Origin of the sequence: Streptomyces roseoverticillatus, assembly GCF_000719265.1 — a bacterium.
GTDB lineage: Bacteria > Actinomycetota > Actinomycetes > Streptomycetales > Streptomycetaceae > Streptomyces > Streptomyces roseoverticillatus.
Genome location: NZ_JOFL01000028.1, coordinates 17,524 through 35,939 on the forward strand (window position 1 = coordinate 17,524; position 18,416 = coordinate 35,939).

The window sequence follows — 18,416 nt, forward strand, 5'->3', positions numbered from 1 at the left end:
TCCGGCGTGCTGTTGTTCCGGGGTAATGGCGGCTGCTAGCCTCGCCATATGCGCGCGACTCTGACGAATGACGTCGAAACAGCCGCACGAGACCTCGCCGATCACGGATACTGTCTGCTTGAGTGCCCGATTTCGCCGGGCGCGTTCGAAAGGCTCCGGGGACGTCTTCTGGAGGTCGCCGGGCGGGAACGCGAAGACGGTTCCGCCTTTCTCTACGACGGTGGCAACCAGCGCGTCTTCAGCCTGCTCAACAAGGGCGAGGAATTCGAGGAGAACGTCCAGGACCCCTCCGTCATGCGCTTGATGGAGGAGCTGCTGGGGGTCGGTTTCCTGCTCTCCAGCACCCATGCCAACATCGCCGGGCCCGGTGGGGCCCCGATGCACCTGCACGCCGACCAGACCTTCGCCCGCCCGCCCTGGCCGCCGTACGCCCTGGTGGCCAACAGCATGTGGATGCTGGACGACTTCACCGCGGAGAACGGCGCGACCCGGCTGGTGCCGGGCTCCCACCTGCTGGGGCGGCAGCCGGACTACGAGCGGGGCGAGGGCAACACCGCGGCCGTCCCGGTGTGCGCGCCGGCCGGCAGCGTGATGGTCTTCGACGGCCGGCTGTGGCACCAGACGGGCGCCAACACCACCGGCCGGCCGCGCCACGGCATCCTCAACTACTACTGCCGCGGTTACGTCCGGCAGCAGCAGAACTTCTTCACCGGCCTGAAGGAGGAGGTCGCCGCGCGTGCCGAGCCCGGGCTGCGCCGCCTGCTGGGCTACGAGAACTACTTCTCGCTCGGGATGACGGACGGCCTGCCGTAGCCGCGTGACGGACGACGGAGGGCGCGCCGGTGCCGTCGGCGCACGGAAGGGGAGGGATTCATGCCGGGAAGGCTCATGGCTCCGGTGGCCCGGCTGGTCGTCGTGGCCGGCCGGGCCGCCGGAGAAGGCGCGGGTGCCGCGGACAGCTGGCGCCGGGCGCTGGCGCCCGAAGTGACGGTGGGCCGGGGGCCCGGGGGCCTCGCGGGCCCGCCCGGCGACGCCCTGCCCCGGGCGCTGTTCACCACCGGCGACCGGGTGGGCGCCGTACTGGCCGGCGCCCTGCGCGCGGATCCGCCGCCCTCCCACGTGCTGCTGTGGGCCGGCGACCGGGAGCCGGAGGAGGACTGCGCGGCGGTCGCCGCCGGGCGGCTGTCCTGCCCGGTGACGGTGCTGGTCCCCATGGCCGCGCACGCGGCCCGGGCCGCGGCCCACCGCTGGCGCGGCCTCACCGACGGGCCCTTCACCGTACGGCTCCTCCCGCCCGGCTGCCCGCTGCCCGCTGCGTGCGACGCGGTGAGCGCACGGCTCATCAAGGAGGAGCTGCAGGTGTGGCCGGCCTGACGCGGCACGGGTCGGCACGGCGGGCCGTCAGCCTTCCGGGACCATGAGGGTCAGGGCCCGGGCCGCCATCCGGTAGCCCAGTGCCCCCATGCCCATCACGACGCCGGAGGACAGCGGCGCCGTCACCGAGACGTGCCGGAAGGCCTCGCGGCCCCACACGTTGCTGAGGTGGACTTCCAGCCACGGCCGTCCGAAGTCCGCCAGCGCGTCGCGCAGCGACCAGCCCGCGATCATCAGTGCGCCCGGGTTGACGATCGCTCCGACCACGTCCCGGTGGCGCTCCAGGAGGCCGACGAGCTCTCCCTCGCCGTTGCGCTGCTCGGCGACCAGGCTCCAGCCGCGCCCGCGGATCTCCTCCGCGACCTCGGCCTCGATCTCGGCCAGGGTCTGCTTCCCGTAGATCTCCGGCTGCCGCGTGCCCAGCGTCCCCAGGTTGGGCCCGTTGAGCAACAACACCCTGTCCATGCTCCTCCTCCGCGTTTCCGCTCAGCCCACCAGTGCCTTGTACAGGTCCGCGGGGGTGGCCCGGGCCACGTCGGCGTCGTCGGGGAGCTCGGCCCCGAGCTCCTCCTCCAGCACGACGGTGAGCTCGATGACCCGTACGGAGTCCACGGCCAGTTGCTCGCCGAGGGGCGTGTGGGGGTCGAGCACGGTTTCGCGCGCCCCCAGCGTGCGGGCCACCAGGGTCAGGAACTCCTCCAGCGCGGGCACGTCGGTCACGGTCGTCCGCTCCTTCCCGGTAGTGCGCCGCGGGCCGCGGCGCGGTGGCCGTCCCGGCGGGCGCAGCGGCAGGTCCTGTTCGTAGTGCAGGCCGAGCCGCAACGCCGTTTCGGCCTTGGCCAGTTCGCCGCCCAGGTACCCGGCGTGGGCGGGGTCCTCGATGACGCCGGCCTCCAGGAGCCCGAGCAGCATGGTCTCCCCGCGGGTGCCCTGCATTTCGTGCCGGGGCGTCACGTCGGAGTCGTAGTGGCGCAGTCGTATGCGCCGGCCGGCCCGGTCCACGGTGATCACGACGAAGCCGTCGATGCCCGTGTCGAGGGGCTTGCGCCGCCCCACCGGGTGCAGCAGGCCGAAGGCGGGGCCCTGGAGTCCGTACGGAGCCGCGCCGTCGCCGGGGGGCAGGCCGTCCGCGGGGGCCTCGCGCACGGCGGATACCAGCGCCGCGACGGCGGTGCGCAGGACCGCCGGGTCGCGCTCGCCGCGCAGGTCCACGAGCTCCACGCGGGCGCGCACCTCCTCGACCTCCCGCCGCGTCACGGACCGCAGGACGGGCAGGTGGCCGGCGGCGCCGGGGATGCGCGCGCTGCCGGGCGGCAGGCCGCGGCGGAAGAGGGCGACGAGGCTCTGCCCGGCCAGGAAGCGGGGCGAGTCGCGGCCGCAGACCAGCAGGCCGCGGACGGTGCGTTCGTGCGCCAGGGCCCGGACGATCTCCTCGATGCCCAGGTTGGCGGTCATGAGGGTGCCCGCCAGGGCCACGCCGGGCAGGCGGGCCAGCGGTTCGACGAGTTCCCTGCTGCTGAGGGTGCAGACGGCCACCCGCGCCGGGGCGGGTTCCGCCGTGCCCTCCCCCGTTCTCACCATGTGGCTCCGCTGCCCTCCCCGGTGTACTGGCGGGGCAGTCCGCCGGGCCGTTCTTTGGGGATCGTCGAGCTGACCTCGATGACGCGGGCGCCGAGGCGGGTGAGCGCCTTGCCCACGCGCAGCTGCTCGTCGCGCAGGAGCTGCATCCGGTCGTGGAAGTACTGCTCGACGTCCACCACCTGCCGGGCCTGCTCGGCGGGGTCGAGGGTGTCGTTCATGACGGCTTCGAGGTTGGACATGAAGAAGGCGTAGTTGTACTGGCCCATTTCCTGGCGGACCTCGTGCACGCGGGCCTTGAAGGCCTCCATCACGTCGTTGACGCCGGGCAGCCGGCCGAACCTGCGGTGCAGGCGCGAGATGAAGGTCTGCAGCACGACGTTGTAGGTCTCGAAGGCGAAAACGGAGGAGTATTCGGTGATGACGCCGTGGCGGTGGTAGTCGTCGTTGTTGTACAGCCGGGCGAAGTGCTTGGCCAGCCGGCCGACCCGGGGGTCCTTGAAGTCGTAGCCGTAGGGGTCGAGCCGGTCGAGGTAGCTCTCGTCGAGCAGGCCGTCGCCCTCCATGCGGCGCACGATGGCGGTGCCGGGGTAGATCTCCAGGCGCTCGGTCATCCGCCGCAGGTTGTGCCCGGAGTTGTCGCGCAGGAAGGCGGCGTTGGCGACGAGGGTCTCCACGGTGGCGTACGGGTGGAAGGGGATGAACCCCATGGCGAGGTAGACGCCGTGCTCCCGCAGCATCCTGATGATGGTGACGTTGTCCTCGACCGTGGCGCGCTTCTCCCACAGCTGGAGTTCCTCGGCGGTGCCGGCTTCGATGCCGACGTTGACCTTCTCCAGACCGGAGGCGACGAGCAGGTCGAGCACGGCGTGGTCCTCGGGGGTGTCGCGCCAGTTCTCGGCGCGCATGCAGACGTTGTAGTAGATGTCCAGGCCGCGCTCCAGGATGCCTTTGGCGATGGCCGTCACGCGCTTCTTGCCCACCCGGCCGCCGTCGGGGTCCTCGAAGGTGGAGTCCACGAAGTCGAAGGTGCGGAACTGGTGGCGCTCGACGATCGCGGCGACCTCTTCCACGATCTGCTCCGGGCCGCGGCCGCGCCAGGCCTTGCCGGCCTGCACCCGGTTCTTCAGGTGCGGCGCGGAGCAGAAGGCGCAGTTGGCGACGCAGCCCCGGCTGGTGCTCACCCGGACGTACTCCAGTTTGTCGCCGTGCTGGCTGAGCTGGTCCCGGGCGGGGAAGGGCAGGTCTTCGAGGTTGTGGATGAGGGGCCGGGCGGGGTTCTGGCGCGGTGTGCCGCCGGCATCGCGGTAGCAGATGCCGCGCACGGAGGAGAGCGGCTCCTTGAGGTACAGCCGCTGGACGAGGTCCAGGACGGTGGGTTCGCCCTCGCCGACGGCGACGACGTCGGCCCAGGGGTTGTTGCGCAGCACGTCCAGGCCGGCGAAGGTGCCGGCGGGCCCGCCGCAGGCGATCACCGTGCCGGGGAGCTCCTCCCGCAGCAGCCGGCACAGCGTCAGGCAGCTGCCCAGGTTGAGGCTCATCAGGGTGAAGCAGACGAGGTCGGGGCGGAAGTCCTTGAGCGCTTCCACCGCGGCGGCGGCCTCGTCGTCGCCGTGCTCCACCTCCCGGATCTCGGCGGTGAAGCCCGTGTGGCGCAGCACGCTGGTCATGTAGGCCACGCCCAGGTGCTCGGGGGACATCACGAGGTCGCCGTCGAGGAGGATGAGGAAGCTGACCCGGAAGGACGCGGGGTCCGTGATGCGCGGGTCGAGCGTCAGGTCGAGCGTTCCCGGTTTGGGCGCCGAAGGTACCAGACCGAGATCCTGCTTCATCACTGCTCCCTGGTGTCGAGGGGGGCCGGTGGGCCGCCGGGCGGCGGGTCCGCCGTGCCGAGCACGGGCGTGCCGTCGAGGCCGTCCGGGCGGATGCCGATCGACGCGAGGACGGTGGGGGCCACGTCGGTCATGTCGTAGGGCGCGGCGGCCCGCCGGGGGTCCGGCGGGGCGGCGCCGCGGCGGTAGAGGACCGCGTCGTGGCGGGTGTGGGTGCCGCTGAGGACGTCGGTGCGCACGGTGGCGGTGCCGCCCCAGCCGCCGCGCAGCTGGATGCCGGGCGCGGGCACGGCCACGAGGTCGGGGGCGTGGGCCAGGAGCGGGCCGTGGTAGACGTCGGCCGCGCGGTGGAGGGAGCGCAGCAGCGGCGGCCCGTCGGCGTCGGGGCCGATGCGGGTGCCGTCGCAGCGCAGTGCGGTCAGTTCCCGGGCGATCTCGGCGGCCGCGTCGTCCGCCTCGGCGTCGGTGAGGGCGCCGCCGGGGAAGCGGCTCTTGCGGTTGAGGTGGATGCGGGCGGGGTCGAGGGCGAAGGCGGTGCTGCGCGCGTCGAGCGCGTCCGGCCGGGGGCAGGCGTCGAGCGGGGCGAGCCAGCCGGACTCCCTGAGCCAGGCGTTGAGGTAGACCTGGTGTGCGGCGGGGCCGAAGCCGTGGTCGCTCATCAGGAAGAGCTCGGTGCCGGCGGGGAGGGCCGCGACGAGCGCGGCGACGCTGTCGTCGACGAGGCGGTGGAAGGCGCGGAGCCGCTCGTGCAGGGGGTGGCCGGGGTCGGTGACGGCGCGCCACAGGAAGTGGTAGACGCGGTCGGTCTCGGTGAGCACGGTGACCGCCAGGTCCCACGGTTCGTGGCGCAGGAGGTGGTCCATGGCCCGGGTGCGGGCGCGCAGGGCGCGCTCGGCCCGGTCCAGGAAGGCGGCGGGGTCGGCGGCGACGTCCCCGACCTCGACGTCGAGTTCGTAGCCGAAGTCGCGCAGCAGGGGCAGCAGCCGGGGCGGGCTGACGGCGCGTTCGAGGTCGGGGGCGACGAAGCCGGAGACGACCGCGCCGCCGGTGCCGGGGGCGGGGTAGGTGCCGGGGACGTTCAGGCACAGGGTGCGCCGTCCGGCCCGGGCGGCGAGTTCCCACAGCGGGGGTTCTTGCAGGTCCGGCAGGCCGGGGAAGCGGATGCGGTAGCCGCCGCCGGGCGTGAGGTCGGTGAAGCCGTAGATGCCGTGCCGGCCGGGGTTGGTCCCGGTGAGGAAGGTGGCCCAGGAGGTGGAGCTGATCTCGGGTACGGGGGCGAGGAGTTCGGCGCAGTGGCCCTCGGCGAGCAGCCCGGCGACGCGGGGCATGGTGCCGTCGGCGGCGAGCCGGGTCAGCAGGGACCGGGGCATGCCGTCGAGCCCGATGACCAGGGCGCGTTCGGCTGCCGGGCTCACGCCATGCGCTCGCGGACGTAGCCGGCCAGGAGGTCGAGGCTGTCGATGAGCTTGATCGACAGGTCTTCGTCGGCGATCTCGATGCCGAACTCGCTCTCGACCCAGATGAGGAACTCGATGGTGTTGATCGAGTCGAGGCCCAGCTTGTCCACGAGCCCATGGTCGGGGACGCCGGAGGGCTCCATGGGGAGCTCCAGGGAGTCGACGAGCACCTTGCGGAGGCGGTCCTTGATCTCGTCCGTGACGGTCTTCTCCATGCGCGGAAACCTTTCTCCTCAGCTCCTTGGGAGCGGCGGGGTGCCAGGAGGCCCGGACGTCGGCCGCGGGCCGGGGGCTGTCAGAGGTAGCCCATCTCGCGCAGCCGTTCGCTCGTGTACGCGTCCTCGGTGCCGGCGGGGATCTCCGCGGCGGCCGTGCCGGCGGGTCCGGCGGCCGCGCGGACCGTCGCGAGGCGGGGGTCGGGCGGCGGGACGTCCACGCCGGCGAGGACGTCGTGGACGGGGGCGCCGTGCACGTCCGGCGGCCAGGAAGCCCCGAGGTCGGCCAGCAGGGTGGGCATGGTGTCCGTCAGCGCGACGGTCCCGGGCAGGCGGCCGGGGCGGATGCGGGGAGAGCGGTGCGCCCACATGCCGCGGTGGCGGTGCAGGCCCGTCTGGGGGCTGGGCCGCCACACCTCGCCGCCCACGTCGCAGACGGGCAGCACGCTCTCGTCGTCCGGCAGCAGGAGCAGGTCGGGCGCGCGGCCGCAGTGCGGGCCGGGATAGGCCTCCTCCCGGGGGACGACGGCACGGAAGACCCGGCGCCCGTCCGGCCCGGTGAGCCCCGCCAGCAGCCCGGCGGTCTCCTCCATGACCCGCTCGCGTTCGCGGGGTGCGACGCAGCCGCGCAGCTGGCGTCCCCGTACGTTGACGTTGAGGCCGTAGCTGCCGGGTACGGGCATGTAGACGCGGGTGCGCCGGAAGTCCACGTGGCGCCCCGCGCCGGCGAACCAGCTCGCCGCCCCTTCCTCGGGCCGCTCCCCGGGGGCGGTGGCCAGCAGCCCGGCCTCCTCCAGGAGCATGTGCAGCGCGAGCGCGTGGCGCCCGGTGCCCAGGCCGTGGTCGGAGACGAGCACGACGCTGGTGTCCTCGTCTGCGAGCTCCAGGAGCTCCCCCACGGCACGGTCCACGGCCTGATAAATGCGGGGGACGGCGGCGTCCCAGCCGCTGCCCTCCGGGGCCGGAAGGTGGCCGGGGTGGTCCGGTTCGCCGAAGTGCCAGTAGTGGTGGCCGACGCGGTCCGCCTCGGTGAGGACGACCATCACCACGTCGGTGGGCCGGGTGGTCATCAGGTGCCGCACCGACCGGACGCGCGCCTCGACGTTGCGTTCCGCCTCCTCCAGATAGGCCATGTCGCCGCGGAACATGGTCGCCAGATCGGACTGGAAGTGGGCCTTGGCCGCGGCGAGTTCGCGCAGTAGGGAGGGTGGCCGGCAGTGCCGCAGCGTACGCTCCAGGGGCCAGGTCACCTGATAGCCCGGCAGCTCGGCCGGCGGGTGGGACATGGGGATGTTGACGAGGCCGAGGGTGCGGCCCTGCGCGGCGAGCCAGTCCCACGCGCTGGTGCGGCCCAGGTCGGCGGAGCGGGTGACGCGGGCGCCGTAGCCGGGGTCCTGGGTGTCGTGGAACTGGTAGATGCCGTGCCCCCCGGGGCGGCTGGCGCTGACGAACGTGCTCCAGCCGGGCGCCGTGTGGGCCGGCCAGGTGCAGTCGGTGACGGCCCGGGCGCTCTGGCCGAGCAGCTTGCCGATGTGGGGCAGACGGCCCTGCGCGACGAGGGGGTCGATGACGTCGAATGTGCCTCCGTCGATGCCGATGACGAGGGCGCGGGGACAAGGAGGGGAAGGCGGAGAAGGTGGCACGAAATTGCCTCCAGCTCTGGACGCATCATGACCGCAGGCGAAATCGTCCGGTCATCGATGGCCCGAGGACATTAACAGCCCCTGAGCGGAGCGTCCACGGTGCGGACGGCGGGTGCGGGGAGCGGTCTCCCCTCGGAAGGGCTCTCCGCTCGGGAGCGCTCTCCCCTCAGGAGGTTCTCCCCTGCAGGAGGGTTCTCCCCTCGGGGGCGGTACGGATTCGGCGGTACAGCGGCAGATTTCACACGGCACGTATCCGGACGGAACCCGCTCCACCATACGCCTGCCCCGCCGCCGGCTCCAGGCACGCGATTTGCGCCACTTCACCGGCGGAAAAACCGTCCGCGCGGACCGGTGTGACCCCCTCCGACCGCGCCCGGGCCGTCTGTGCGGCGCCGAGTTCGCAGGTCATGGCGGGTGCGGCGAAATCCTGTGGCTCGTAGGTGAGTTGTGCTCCGGGGTGTTGACTCCGGCAACTACCCCGATGGACGCTCATGTACGGGCATGTGATCCGGCCCACGACCGGGGGCCGGATCGCATGTCCCCTGCCCGGCCGCCCATCGGACCCTTCGGCCGGCCCATATTCCCGCCTGTTCCCGGCTGTTTCCCGGCCGCGAGATACGCGGCGTGCGGCTGCTCCTGCGGCCCCGGATCGCTTTCCGTCCTTCCGTCCTTCCGTCGAACGGCGCCTGAAGTCGGCCCACCACAAGCGCGAGACCGAAAGGCTGCTCATCATGCCGGACTCCGGTGAAGAACTGCTCTTTCCCTCCTGGCCGCAGCACGGCGAGGAGGAGCGCACCGGCCTTCTGCGGGCGCTCGCGCAGGAAGGCTGGTGGCGCAACGGAGGATCGGAGGTCGAGAACTTCGAGCGGGAATTCGCCGCCCATCACGGAGCGCCGTACGCGCTGGCGACGACGAACGGCACGCACGCGCTGGAACTCGCCCTGGAGGTGATGGGCGTCGGCCCCGGCGACGAGGTCGTCGTGCCCGCGTTCACCTTCATCTCCTCCTCGCTGGCGGTGCAGCGCATCGGGGCCGTGCCGGTGCCCGCCGACGTACGGCCCGACACCTACTGCCTGGACCCCGAGTCGGCGGCGGCGCTCGTCACGCCGCGGACCAAGGCGATCATGCCGGTGCACATGGCGGGCCAGTTCGCGGACATGGACGCGCTGGAGAAGCTGTCCGTGGACACCGGGGTGCCCCTCCTGCAGGACGCCGCGCACGCCCACGGCGCACGGTGGCAGGGCAGGCGGGCCGGCGAGCTCGGCAGCATCGCCGCCTTCAGCTTCCAGAACGGCAAGCTGATGACCGCGGGCGAGGGCGGGGCCCTGCTGCTGCCCGACGAGGAGTCCCACCGGCAGGCGTACCTCCGGCACTGCTGCGGCCGCCCGCCCGGAGACCGGCTCTACGCCCACCTGACCCAGGGCTCGAACTACCGCATGAACGAGTTCTCCGCGAGCGTACTGCGCGCCCAGCTAGGACGCTTGGACGATCAGTTGAAGGTCCGCGAGCAGCGCTGGGCGCACCTGCGCGAGGCGCTCGCGGCGATCGACGGGGTGGTGCCCCAGGGCCGGGACGAGCGCGGCACCCTGCACGCGCACTACATGGCCATGGTGCGGCTGCCCGGCATCACCGCGCAGCGGCGGCTCGCGCTGGTGGACGGGCTGATCGAGCGGGGCGTCCCCGCCTTCGTCGGCTTCCCGCCGGTCTACCGCACCGAGGGATTCCGGCACGGGCCGGTCCCGGGCGACGCCGAGGAGCTGGCCGCGCACTGTCCCGTGGCGGAGCGGATCGGCGGCGACTGCGTGTGGCTGCACCACCGGGTGCTGCTCGCCGACGTGCCGGTGCTGGACCGGCTGGCCGAGGTCTTCGCGGGCCTCGTCCGCGCGCTCTGACGCGATGCCTGTGCCCAGTGGCGCAACGGCTCCCCGGCTGAGCGTCGTCGTGCCCAGCCGCGGGCCGGCGGTGCGCCTGCGCGCGACGCTCTCCTGCCTGGCCGGGCAGGGGCCGGGGACGCCGTCCTTCGAGGTGCTCGTGGTCGACGACAATCCGGGGCCGGCGGGCGGCAGCCCAGGACCGGCGGGCGACGATCCGGGACCGGCGGGCGACGGAACCACCCCTGCCGCCGTGGCCGGGGAGCTGGCCCGCCACCTGCCGGTGCGGGTGGTGCGGGGGCCGCTGCGGGGGCGGGCCGCGGCCCGCAACGCCGGTGCGGCCGCGGCCCGCGGGGCCCGCCTGGTATTCCTGGACGACGACGTGCTGGTGGGGCCGGACTTCCTCACGGCCCACGCCGAGGCGGCGGACCCGGATACCTTCACCCACGGACGGACGCGCGAACTACCCACCGCCGCACGGCTGTTGAAGAGCCTGGAGGGCGGGAGTCCCGAGGACGCCCGGCGGGCCCGCGCCGCCCTCGGCCCGGCGCCTGCGCTCGCACCGTCCGGGCCCGCCGCGCACCGGCGGCTCGTCGCCAACGCCCTGGAGCGGACCATCGAGGCCATGGCCGGCGGCGCCCTGCCGGACGTCGCGCCCTGGCTCGGCTTCGTCGGCGCCAACACCGCCGTCGACCGCGACCGCTGGCGGCGGGCGGGCGGCTTCGACGAGGACTTCGGGGTCACCTGGGGCTGCGAGGACCTGGAGTTCGGCTTCCGCCTGCACGCGGCGGGCCTCCGCAGGACCCTGGCCGCGGACGCCCTGGGCGTCCACCTCAGCCATGCCCGGCCCGGGCGCTGGGAGCAGCACCACCGCAACCTGACCCGCTTCCGGGCCCTTCACCCGCGCCCCTCGGTGCACGCCCTGGAGGCGCTGCTCGGGCCCGGCGGCACCCCTGGGGAGTACGTCCGCGCCGTCGCCGCCGCGACGGACGCGACGGTACGGGGCGGCACGCGATGACGACCCGTACGCACGCCGCGCCCGGCGGTCACGTGGTGCTCGCCCCGCACGCGGACGACGCCGTCTGGTCCGTGGGCGCCCGTCTGGCGCGCTGGGCCGCCGAGGGCCGCCGGACGACCGTCGTCACGGTCTTCTCAGGTCCTGCCGACACGGTCTTCACAGGCCCCGCCGAAACGGTCTTCACAGGTCCTGCCGCCGGACCGGCCGAAGCGTCCGGCACCTGGCGGAAGACCGCCGATCCCCGGGTGCGGCAGGCCGAGGACGCGGCCGCCTGCGCCGAACTGGGCGCCGTCCTCGTACCGCTCGGCTTCACGGACGCCGCCCTGCGCACCGGAGCGGGCGGCTCCGGCTTCCTCTACTCCGCACCGCGGCGGCTCCTCGGCCCCCGGCATCCCGCCGACGCGCGGCTGCTGGAGGAGGTCCGCGCCGCGCTGGCCCCGCTGTGCGCCGGGCCGGTGACGGTGCACGCGCCCCTCGCGGCGGGCGGGCACGTAGACCACCGGCTGGTCCGGGGCGCGGTCGAGGCCCTGGCACCGGGGCGCACCGTCTGGTACGAGGACTTTCCCTACCGGCTGCGCGGGCGCGACCACGCGGGCCTGCGGCCGCGCACCGAGCCGCTGCCGGCCGGGGCGGTGGAGCGCTGGCTGTCCGCCGCGGGCCGCTACGCCGGCCAGGCCCGGGCCCACTTCGGCTCGGTCCCCGCACTGCGCGAGGCGCTGCTCGCCCGGGCCCGCGGGCACGGCGACGGTGACGGGCACCGGCTCGCCGACCGCCACTGGCTGCCCGCGGCCGGCGGGCGGCCCGCCCGGACGGCGGAGGGAGGCCGTGACCCACGCCGCGCGTAGCCCCCATGACCGAAGAAAGGGCACTCATGTCCCCGCGAACTCCTTCGTCGGCGGCTGCCGGACCCGGGCAGCGGCTGCTGCCGCTGATCGGCAACGACCTCGTCGTCAACGAGGACTCCTGCAACCTCAGTTGCACGTACTGCCTCACCGGGCAGAGCAACCTCAAGGAGGGCCACTCCCTCCAGCTGATCTTCGAACCGCCGCGGCGTGACAGCTACGAGCCCGGCAGCCCGCTGGGGCAGCGGCTGGACGCCGTCGCCGACCGGCTGCGGGGCCACTTCGGGCTGCCGCTGCTCAAGGTCACGGGGGGCGAGATCTTCCTGGTCCGGGGGATCATGGATTTCCTGGAACAGGAGGCGGGCAAGCACGAGGTGCTGGTGATCCAGACCAACGGCGTGCTGGTGCGGCAGGAGCACCTGGACCGCTTCCGCGCCTGGGGCAACGTCGTCCTGCAGGTCTCCCTGGACAGCCACCTCCACCACGGCAACAGCCACCGGGTGCCCACCGAGGGGCTGCACCGCAAGGTCGTCGCCGCGATCTCCCGCATCCTGGAGTCGGGGCTGCCCGTGGAGATCTACTCGGTGCTCAACGACCGCAGCGTCACCGAGGTCTGCGCGTTCGCCGAGTGGCTGACGGGCTTCTCCCGGCCCCCGGTGTACTTCCCCTTCCCCGTCCGCGGCCCGGACGCGGAGAGGTTCGCGGTGCGTCCCGAGCAGCACGGCCTCGTGGAGGAACTGGCCGACCGCTACGACGAGTTCGCCTCCGTGCTCCCGCCGCGCCCCTACTTCGACCGGCTGCTGAGCTTCTACCGCGAGGGGCGCCGCACCTTCCGCTGCCACCTGCCGCGGCTCGTCGTCTCCACCTTCAGCGACGGGGTCGTCACCCCCTGCCCCAACATCTGGTTCTCCGACATGGGCAACGCCCTGGAGGAGAGCTGGGAGGAGACGCTGGAGAAGGCCGGCACCAGCGGCCTCTACCGGGCCCTGCTCGCTCCCCGGCCGCGGCTCTCGGCGTGCCACGGCTGCTTCACTCCCTGGGACACGCTCTCGATGTACTTCGAGGACGAGATCACCCTCGACGAGCTGTGCGCCGCGCCCACCTACTCGCCGCCCCGCATCCGCCGGATGATCGCCGACGCCAAGGCCGACTACCTCCGCACCGGGGGGAAGTGACATGGGCGACGGCGAGGCGGACACCCTCCTGGAGGCGGTGCGCGCGCTGCCGCCGGGGCGGATCCTGCTGCCGGGCACGGACGCGGGCACGCTGCTGGACCGGGTGCGCAAGGCCGCGGACGAGATCGGGGCCGGGACCGTGGAGGGCGAGGCGGTGGCCCTGTGCGCCGGGAACGGCCCCGCGTGGGTGGTGGCCTTCCTGGCCCTGCTGGCCGCCGGGACCAGGCCGCTGCTCCTGGAAGCCGGCACGCCGGAGGCCGAGGCCCGGCGGCTGCTGCGGGCGGCCGGCGGGGGCAGGTCGCTGACCGTTCCGGACGGGGACGGCGACCTGCCGCCGGTGCTGTCCGGTCCGCCCGGGGAACCCTCCGGGCCCGGCCCGGCCGTCCTGCTGCCCACCTCGGGCTCGACCGGCGCGAGCAGGATCGTCGTACGTGACGAGGCGAGCCTCCTCGCGGAGGGCCGCCGCTACCGCGACGGCGTGGGGCTCACCGGGCGGGACACCCTGCTGCTGCCGGTCCCCCTCTCCCACGCCTACGCGCTGGGCTGGCTCTTCGGGGGGCTGCTGTCCGGTGCCTCGCTGCGGCCCGTCCCGCCGACGGCCCTGGGCCGGATCGCCGGGGAACTGGCCGGCGGGGCCACGGTGGTGGCGCTGGTGCCCAGCATCGCCCGGCTGCTCGCGGCCCGGCGGCTGCGCGCGGGCGGCCCCCGGCCGCGGCCCGGCGACGGCCCGGGCCCGGCGGAGCGCCCCGACCCGGCCGCCGCGCCCGCCCTGCGGCTGGCCATGGTGGGCGCCGGCCCGGTGGACGAGCGGCTGGACCGCGCCTTCGAGGACGCGTTCGGCACCCCGCTCGCCCGGAACTACGGCTCCACCGAAACGGGTGCGGTGTTCGCCGGGCGGGCCCGTATCGAGCCCTTCTGCGTCGGCACTCCCCTGCCCGGGATCGCGTACCGGCTGACCGGCGAGGACGGCGAGGCGGTCCCCGGCGGCACGCCCGGGCTGCTGCACGTCCGCGTGGACGGCATCTGGCACGCCATGGGGGACCTCGCCGTGACCGTGCCGGACGGACTGCGCGTCATCGGCCGGAAGGACCGGGCGATCCGCCGGGGCGGCCGCTGGGTGTCCCCCCTGGAGATCGAGGAGGTGCTGCGGGGGCATCCGGGCGTGCGCGAGGTGCGGGTCACCGCCCGGCGGGGGCGTCACCCGGGTGAGGACGGCATCGTCGCGGAGGTGTCGGCCCTGCGGCCGGGACTCGCGCCGGAGCCGCTGCGCGAGCACGCCCGCCGCGAACTGGCCGCGCACAAGGTGCCCGACGAGTTCCTGATCCGTACGGCCCTGCCCACCAGCGCCGCCGGCAAGGTCCGGGCCGCCCCCCGCTACCGGCTGACCCGGCGGGCGGCTGAGGCCGCGCGCGCCTACAAGACCTCCGAGGTCCTCTTCGCGCTGCACGGCCTGGGCGCGCTGGACCGGCTGGCGGAGGGCGCCGAAGCGGCGGACCTCGCCCGGGAGCTGGAGTGCGACGCCGACGCGCTGGAGTGGGTGCTCCGGACGGCCGCCGGGCTGGGGGTACTGACCACCGGAGCGGCCGGGGACGGGGAGCCGCGCGTGCGGGCCGCCGAACTGGCCGCGTTCGTCCGGCTGGAGGAGCACCTCTCGCGCGGCCCCGTCACCCGCGAGGAGATCGCCGCCGTCGCCCGGACCGGGGTGGCGCGACGGCCCTTCGAAGAGACCGGGCCCGCCGGACCGGACGGGCTCGTCACCGTCTACCAGGGCGCCATGAACGGCCCGAGCGCCCGGGCCCGGGCCGCACTGGGCCTGCGGCTGCTGAAGCCGGAGAGGGGGGCACGGATGGTTGAGATTACGGCCGGGCCGGGCCGCTACCTGGAGCGCCTGCTGGCCGCCGACCCCACGGCCGGCGGCCACCTGCTGACCGTCGGCCGGCTCTCCGGGCCGCCCGCGCCCGCCGTCGCCGCGGCCGTTGCGGAGGGCAGGGTGACCACCGGCCCCGAGCCGCCCCGGGGCGCGGCCGACCTCTGCGTCGTCGCCAACGCCGTGCACGGCCCCGGCCCGGGCAGCGAACCCGCCGTGCTGCTGGGCAGTCTGCGCCCCGGCGGCCGGCTGCTGGTCGACGACGTCTTCCTGCCCCCGGCCGGGGCGGGCAGCGAACTGGCCCTGGACTGGCTCACGCACGGCGGCACCGCGTGGCCCACGGCCGGCGACCTGATCGCCGGCCTGTCCCGGGAAGGGGCCCGCATCAGCAGGCACCTGCCGCTGGAGGAGTCCTTGTGTCATCTGATCACCGCCGAGGAGGCCGGCTGATGAGCAGCGTCACCGAACGGGCCGTGGAGCGGCTCGGACTGAGCGGCCGCGTGGTCGTGGTCTCGGGAGCGTCGGGGCAGATCGGCGGTGCCTGCGCGCTGGAGCTGTCCGCGCTCGGGGCCGCCGTCGTCGCCGGCTACCACACCGGTGCCGAGGCCGCGCGCAAACTGCAGGAGCAGGCCGAGGGCCAGGGAGGCACGCTCGTGCCCGTCGCGGCGGACCTGAGCCGGCCCGAGGGGGCCGACGCCCTGGTGGCCGCCGCCGTGGAGCGCTTCGGCCGGGTGGACGGCTGCGTGGCGGCCGCGGGCCTGCGCACCCGCCGGCTCGCCCTGGCCACCGACGACCGGAGCCTGCAGCGGCTGCTGCAGCTGAACCTGGCCGGTGCGGTCAACCTCGCCAAGGCGTGCCTGAAGCCGATGATGCGGGCCCGCTACGGGCGGATCGTGCTCTTCGGCTCAAGAGCGGGCACGAGCGGGCTGCCGGGCCACGGCGCCTACGCCGCGACCAAGGGCGCCCTCCAGCCGTGGGCGGCGTCCGTGGCGGGAGAGGTCGGCGGCCACGGCATCACCGTCAACGTCGTGGCCCCCGGGGCGATCCGGGCCGAGGTGATGGACTTCTCGGAGGCGGAGCGCGACCTGGTCCTCAAGTTCATCGGGGCCGGCCGGCTCGGCGAGCCCGAGGAGGTCGCGGCGGCCGTGTCGTTCCTGATGTCGCCCTCGGCCTCGTACGTCAACGGCACCACCCTCGTCGTCGACGGCGGTGCGCGGTTCTGATGACCTTCACCGACAAGGCACCCGGCAAACGATCCGCGCGGCCCGCCGACCGCGAACCGCTCCGGCTGGCGGTGGTGGGGGCGGGCTGGGTCGCGCGGCAGGTGTGGCTGCCCCTGCTGGAGGCGCACCCGGCGTTCCGGGTCGACGCTGTCGTGGACGACGACCCCGCGGCCGCCCGCTCGGCCGTGCCCCGCGGCGGGCACACCCGCGTCCTGCGGCACCCGGAGGAGCTGAGCCCCGACATCGTGGACGCGGCCGTCATCGCCCTGCCCAACCACCTGCACCTTCCCGTGGCCAAGGCGCTCGTCGAACGCGACGTGCCGGTCTTCGTCGAGAAGCCGGTGTTCCGCACCCTCTTCGAGGCCCAGGCACTCGCCCTGGACCACCTCGCCCGGGGCAGCATCGGTGACCTGACGCTGTACTCGTGGAGCGCCGCCCGGCACCGCACCGACGTCTGCCGGCTGGCGGAGCTCCTGCCCACCCTGGGCACCATCCGCAACCTGGGCCTGAGCTGGATCCGGGCCACCGGCATCCCGCAGCGCACCGGCTGGTTCGTCGACCGGCGGCTGTCGGGCGGCGGGGCCCTGCTCGACCTGGGCTGGCACCTGCTCGACGTGGGCCTCCACCTGCTGGGCTGGCCGCGCGTGGTCCGGGCGGCCGGCACCATGTCGGCCGACTGGATGGAGCGCGGCGACGCCACGGCCGACTGGCGGCCGCGCCCCCAGGACGGCCCGGCGGCCCGGCCCGTGGAACCCGTCGAGGACACCGCCCGCGGCTTCCTGGTCACCGACACGGGGGTGGGCATCTCCCTGGAGACCCGCTGGGCCTCCCACCAGGCCCTCGACGTCACCACCCTCACGGTCGAGGGCACCGAGGGCGTGGCCACGCTGCGCGGCACCTTCGGCTTCAGCCCGCACCGCCTGCCGCGCTCCTCCCTCACCGTCCTGCGCCTGGGCCGCGAGGAGACGGTCGCATTGCCGGACGAGCCCGTGGGCATCGAATACGAGCGGCAGGTCGACGAGCTCGCCCGCCGGCTCGGGGGCCCCGGCGGCGGGCGGCCGGCGTCCGGCCTGGGCGAGGGCTCGATGGCCGAAGTGACCATCCTCGCTTCCTGCATCGACCACATCTACTCGGCCGCCGGCCGGACCCTGCGGGAGGTCTCATGAAGTTCGCCTACTTCACCCACGTCTGGGGCCGGCCCGGCATCACCCCCGGGCAGCGCTACGCCGAACTGTGGCGCGAGATCCGCGACGCCGACCGGCTCGGCCTCGACTACGCCTTCTCCGTCGAGCACCACTGCACGCCGCACGAGAGCTGGATGTCCTCCCCGGCGGTGTTCTGCACGGGCGCGGCCCTGCACACCGAGCGCATCCGCGTGGGGCCGATGGGCTGGGTCCCGCCACTGCGCCACCCGATGCACCTCGTCGAGGAGGTCGCCACCCTCGACCACCTCCTGGGCGGCCGGCTGGAGGTGGGGCTGGCCTCGGGCGTCAGCCCCGAGCCCTTCCTGCCCTTCGGCGCCGACTTCGCAGGCCGTCACGAGCTCACCCGGGAGGCCGTGGAGCTGCTGCGCACCGCGCTCGGCACCGACGGCACGATCGACTTCGAGGGGCCCGTGCACCGAGTGCGGGACGTCACGCTCTCCTTCCCCTCCCTGCAGCGCCCCCACCCGCCGCTGTGGGTGCCCACCACCAACCGCAACACCCTGCGCCACCTCAGCTCGGTCGGCGCCCATACGGGCTCGACGATGATCGTGCCGCGCGCCTCCATGGGCCTCGTCTACCGCCACTACCTCGACTGGTGGCGCGGGCACGGCCACGCCACGGACCCCGACATCGGCTACTGGACCCTCGTCCACGTGGCGCCCACCGACGCCGAGGCCGAGGCGCGCGCGGCCGCGCACATCACCGAGACCTTCACCAAGACCCTCCAGTACAGCTCCGTGCGGCGCTCCGGCGAGCAGCACGCCCCGGCCAGCAAACTGAGCACGCCCGACATCCTCGCCGGGTCCGGCGACTTCGGCTTCCTCCTCGACCACAACCTGGTCTTCGTCGGCTCGCCGCAGACGGTGACCGAGAGGATCCGGGCCGCGGCCGCGGAGGGCCACTTCAACACCGTGCTGGGCGAGTTCGCCTTCGGGGGCCTGGAGGAGCGGCACCGGGCCGAGTCCCTCGAACTGTTCGCCCGCGAGGTGATCCCCGCGCTGCGCGACCACACCCCCTACGCACCGCGCCCCGCCTACACACAGGGCGACGAGGAACAGGTGGCCGCCCGCCTCCAGGCCCTCGGCTACCTCGACTGAACCGCTCCCGCAGACCGCT

The 18,416-nt window shown here is 74.3% G+C and carries 16 protein-coding genes; 10 read left to right on the top strand and 6 right to left on the bottom strand.

Annotated features, from left to right (window positions below; translation table 11 throughout):
• Positions 1–48 precede the first annotated feature (48 nt).
• Both IF61_RS33630 and IF61_RS0127330 read left to right on the top strand, forming a co-directional pair.
• A complete protein-coding gene (locus IF61_RS33630; protein ID WP_052393099.1) occupies positions 49–813 on the top strand; it encodes a phytanoyl-CoA dioxygenase family protein in 765 nt (254 codons plus the stop codon).
• Positions 814–873: 60 nt separating this feature from the next.
• Positions 874–1,374, top strand: coding sequence for a hypothetical protein (locus tag IF61_RS0127330; RefSeq protein ID WP_157848693.1), 501 nt, complete (start codon positions 874–876; stop codon positions 1,372–1,374).
• A gap of 27 nt (positions 1,375–1,401) precedes the next feature.
• On the opposite strand, the gene IF61_RS0127335 is transcribed toward IF61_RS0127330, so the two are convergent.
• The 6 genes from IF61_RS0127335 to IF61_RS0127360 form a co-directional block, all read right to left on the bottom strand.
• The gene (locus IF61_RS0127335) at positions 1,402–1,839 is read right to left on the bottom strand and encodes a type II 3-dehydroquinate dehydratase (RefSeq protein ID WP_030369198.1); all 438 of its coding nucleotides are present in this window, start codon (positions 1,837–1,839) and stop codon (positions 1,402–1,404) included.
• Between the two features lie 21 nt (positions 1,840–1,860).
• Entirely contained in the window at positions 1,861–2,955 is a 1,095-nt protein-coding gene (locus IF61_RS33635; protein WP_052393100.1) for a DUF4346 domain-containing protein, read from the bottom strand.
• The gene (locus IF61_RS0127345; RefSeq protein ID WP_030369200.1) at positions 2,949–4,784 is read right to left on the bottom strand and encodes a B12-binding domain-containing radical SAM protein; all 1,836 of its coding nucleotides are present in this window, start codon (positions 4,782–4,784) and stop codon (positions 2,949–2,951) included. The genes IF61_RS33635 and IF61_RS0127345 overlap by 7 nt, the downstream gene beginning before the upstream one ends.
• Entirely contained in the window at positions 4,784–6,199 is a 1,416-nt protein-coding gene (locus IF61_RS0127350) for an alkaline phosphatase family protein (RefSeq protein WP_030369201.1), read from the bottom strand. Before IF61_RS0127350 ends, IF61_RS0127345 begins: the two co-directional genes overlap by 1 nt.
• Positions 6,196–6,456: an acyl carrier protein gene (locus IF61_RS0127355; protein ID WP_030369202.1), complete on the bottom strand. Its 261-nt coding sequence runs from the start codon at positions 6,454–6,456 to the stop codon at positions 6,196–6,198. Before IF61_RS0127355 ends, IF61_RS0127350 begins: the two co-directional genes overlap by 4 nt.
• An 80-nt stretch (positions 6,457–6,536) precedes the next feature.
• On the bottom strand, positions 6,537–8,099 hold the full coding sequence (locus IF61_RS0127360; RefSeq protein ID WP_030369203.1) for an alkaline phosphatase family protein: 1,563 nt from the start codon (positions 8,097–8,099) through the stop codon (positions 6,537–6,539).
• A gap of 731 nt (positions 8,100–8,830) precedes the next feature.
• Between IF61_RS0127360 and IF61_RS0127365 the strand changes: the two genes are divergently transcribed.
• Genes IF61_RS0127365 through IF61_RS33640 form a run of 8 tightly spaced genes read left to right on the top strand, consistent with a single transcriptional unit; the run spans position 8,831 to position 18,397 of the window.
• Positions 8,831–9,991, top strand: coding sequence for a DegT/DnrJ/EryC1/StrS family aminotransferase (locus IF61_RS0127365; RefSeq protein ID WP_030369204.1), 1,161 nt, complete (start codon positions 8,831–8,833; stop codon positions 9,989–9,991).
• A 4-nt stretch (positions 9,992–9,995) separates the two neighbouring features.
• Positions 9,996–10,988, top strand: a complete 993-nt coding sequence (locus IF61_RS0127370; RefSeq protein WP_078660543.1) for a glycosyltransferase family 2 protein — start codon at positions 9,996–9,998, stop codon at positions 10,986–10,988.
• Positions 10,985–11,833 (top strand): PIG-L deacetylase family protein, encoded by an 849-nt coding sequence (locus tag IF61_RS0127375; RefSeq protein WP_030369206.1) that lies wholly within the window; start codon positions 10,985–10,987, stop codon positions 11,831–11,833. Before IF61_RS0127370 ends, IF61_RS0127375 begins: the two co-directional genes overlap by 4 nt.
• 26 nt (positions 11,834–11,859) lie before the next feature.
• Positions 11,860–13,005 (top strand): radical SAM protein, encoded by a 1,146-nt coding sequence (locus tag IF61_RS0127380; protein ID WP_030369207.1) that lies wholly within the window; start codon positions 11,860–11,862, stop codon positions 13,003–13,005.
• 1 nt (position 13,006) lies between these two features.
• Positions 13,007–15,322, top strand: a complete 2,316-nt coding sequence (locus IF61_RS0127385; protein ID WP_030369208.1) for an AMP-binding protein — start codon at positions 13,007–13,009, stop codon at positions 15,320–15,322.
• Positions 15,322–16,095 (top strand): SDR family oxidoreductase, encoded by a 774-nt coding sequence (locus tag IF61_RS0127390; RefSeq protein ID WP_030369209.1) that lies wholly within the window; start codon positions 15,322–15,324, stop codon positions 16,093–16,095. The genes IF61_RS0127385 and IF61_RS0127390 overlap by 1 nt, the downstream gene beginning before the upstream one ends.
• Complete coding sequence (locus IF61_RS0127395) at positions 16,095–17,261, top strand: Gfo/Idh/MocA family protein (protein WP_052393101.1); 1,167 nt, start codon at positions 16,095–16,097, stop codon at positions 17,259–17,261. Before IF61_RS0127390 ends, IF61_RS0127395 begins: the two co-directional genes overlap by 1 nt.
• Positions 17,258–18,397, top strand: coding sequence for an LLM class flavin-dependent oxidoreductase (locus tag IF61_RS33640; protein ID WP_052393102.1), 1,140 nt, complete (start codon positions 17,258–17,260; stop codon positions 18,395–18,397). The genes IF61_RS0127395 and IF61_RS33640 overlap by 4 nt, the downstream gene beginning before the upstream one ends.
• Positions 18,398–18,416: the final 19 nt, after the last annotated feature.

Coding starts and splice junctions, on each gene's coding strand:
- IF61_RS33630 (WP_052393099.1), top strand. CDS start 49: ATGCGCGCGACTCTGACGAATGACGTCGAAACAGCCGCACGAGACCTC.
- IF61_RS0127330 (WP_157848693.1), top strand. CDS start 874: ATGCCGGGAAGGCTCATGGCTCCGGTGGCCCGGCTGGTCGTCGTGGCC.
- IF61_RS0127335 (WP_030369198.1), bottom strand. CDS start 1,839: ATGGACAGGGTGTTGTTGCTCAACGGGCCCAACCTGGGGACGCTGGGC.
- IF61_RS33635 (WP_052393100.1), bottom strand. CDS start 2,955: ATGGTGAGAACGGGGGAGGGCACGGCGGAACCCGCCCCGGCGCGGGTG.
- IF61_RS0127345 (WP_030369200.1), bottom strand. CDS start 4,784: ATGAAGCAGGATCTCGGTCTGGTACCTTCGGCGCCCAAACCGGGAACG.
- IF61_RS0127355 (WP_030369202.1), bottom strand. CDS start 6,456: ATGGAGAAGACCGTCACGGACGAGATCAAGGACCGCCTCCGCAAGGTG.
- IF61_RS0127365 (WP_030369204.1), top strand. CDS start 8,831: ATGCCGGACTCCGGTGAAGAACTGCTCTTTCCCTCCTGGCCGCAGCAC.
- IF61_RS0127370 (WP_078660543.1), top strand. CDS start 9,996: ATGCCTGTGCCCAGTGGCGCAACGGCTCCCCGGCTGAGCGTCGTCGTG.
- IF61_RS0127375 (WP_030369206.1), top strand. CDS start 10,985: ATGACGACCCGTACGCACGCCGCGCCCGGCGGTCACGTGGTGCTCGCC.
- IF61_RS0127380 (WP_030369207.1), top strand. CDS start 11,860: ATGTCCCCGCGAACTCCTTCGTCGGCGGCTGCCGGACCCGGGCAGCGG.
- IF61_RS0127385 (WP_030369208.1), top strand. CDS start 13,007: ATGGGCGACGGCGAGGCGGACACCCTCCTGGAGGCGGTGCGCGCGCTG.
- IF61_RS0127390 (WP_030369209.1), top strand. CDS start 15,322: ATGAGCAGCGTCACCGAACGGGCCGTGGAGCGGCTCGGACTGAGCGGC.
- IF61_RS0127395 (WP_052393101.1), top strand. CDS start 16,095: ATGACCTTCACCGACAAGGCACCCGGCAAACGATCCGCGCGGCCCGCC.
- IF61_RS33640 (WP_052393102.1), top strand. CDS start 17,258: ATGAAGTTCGCCTACTTCACCCACGTCTGGGGCCGGCCCGGCATCACC.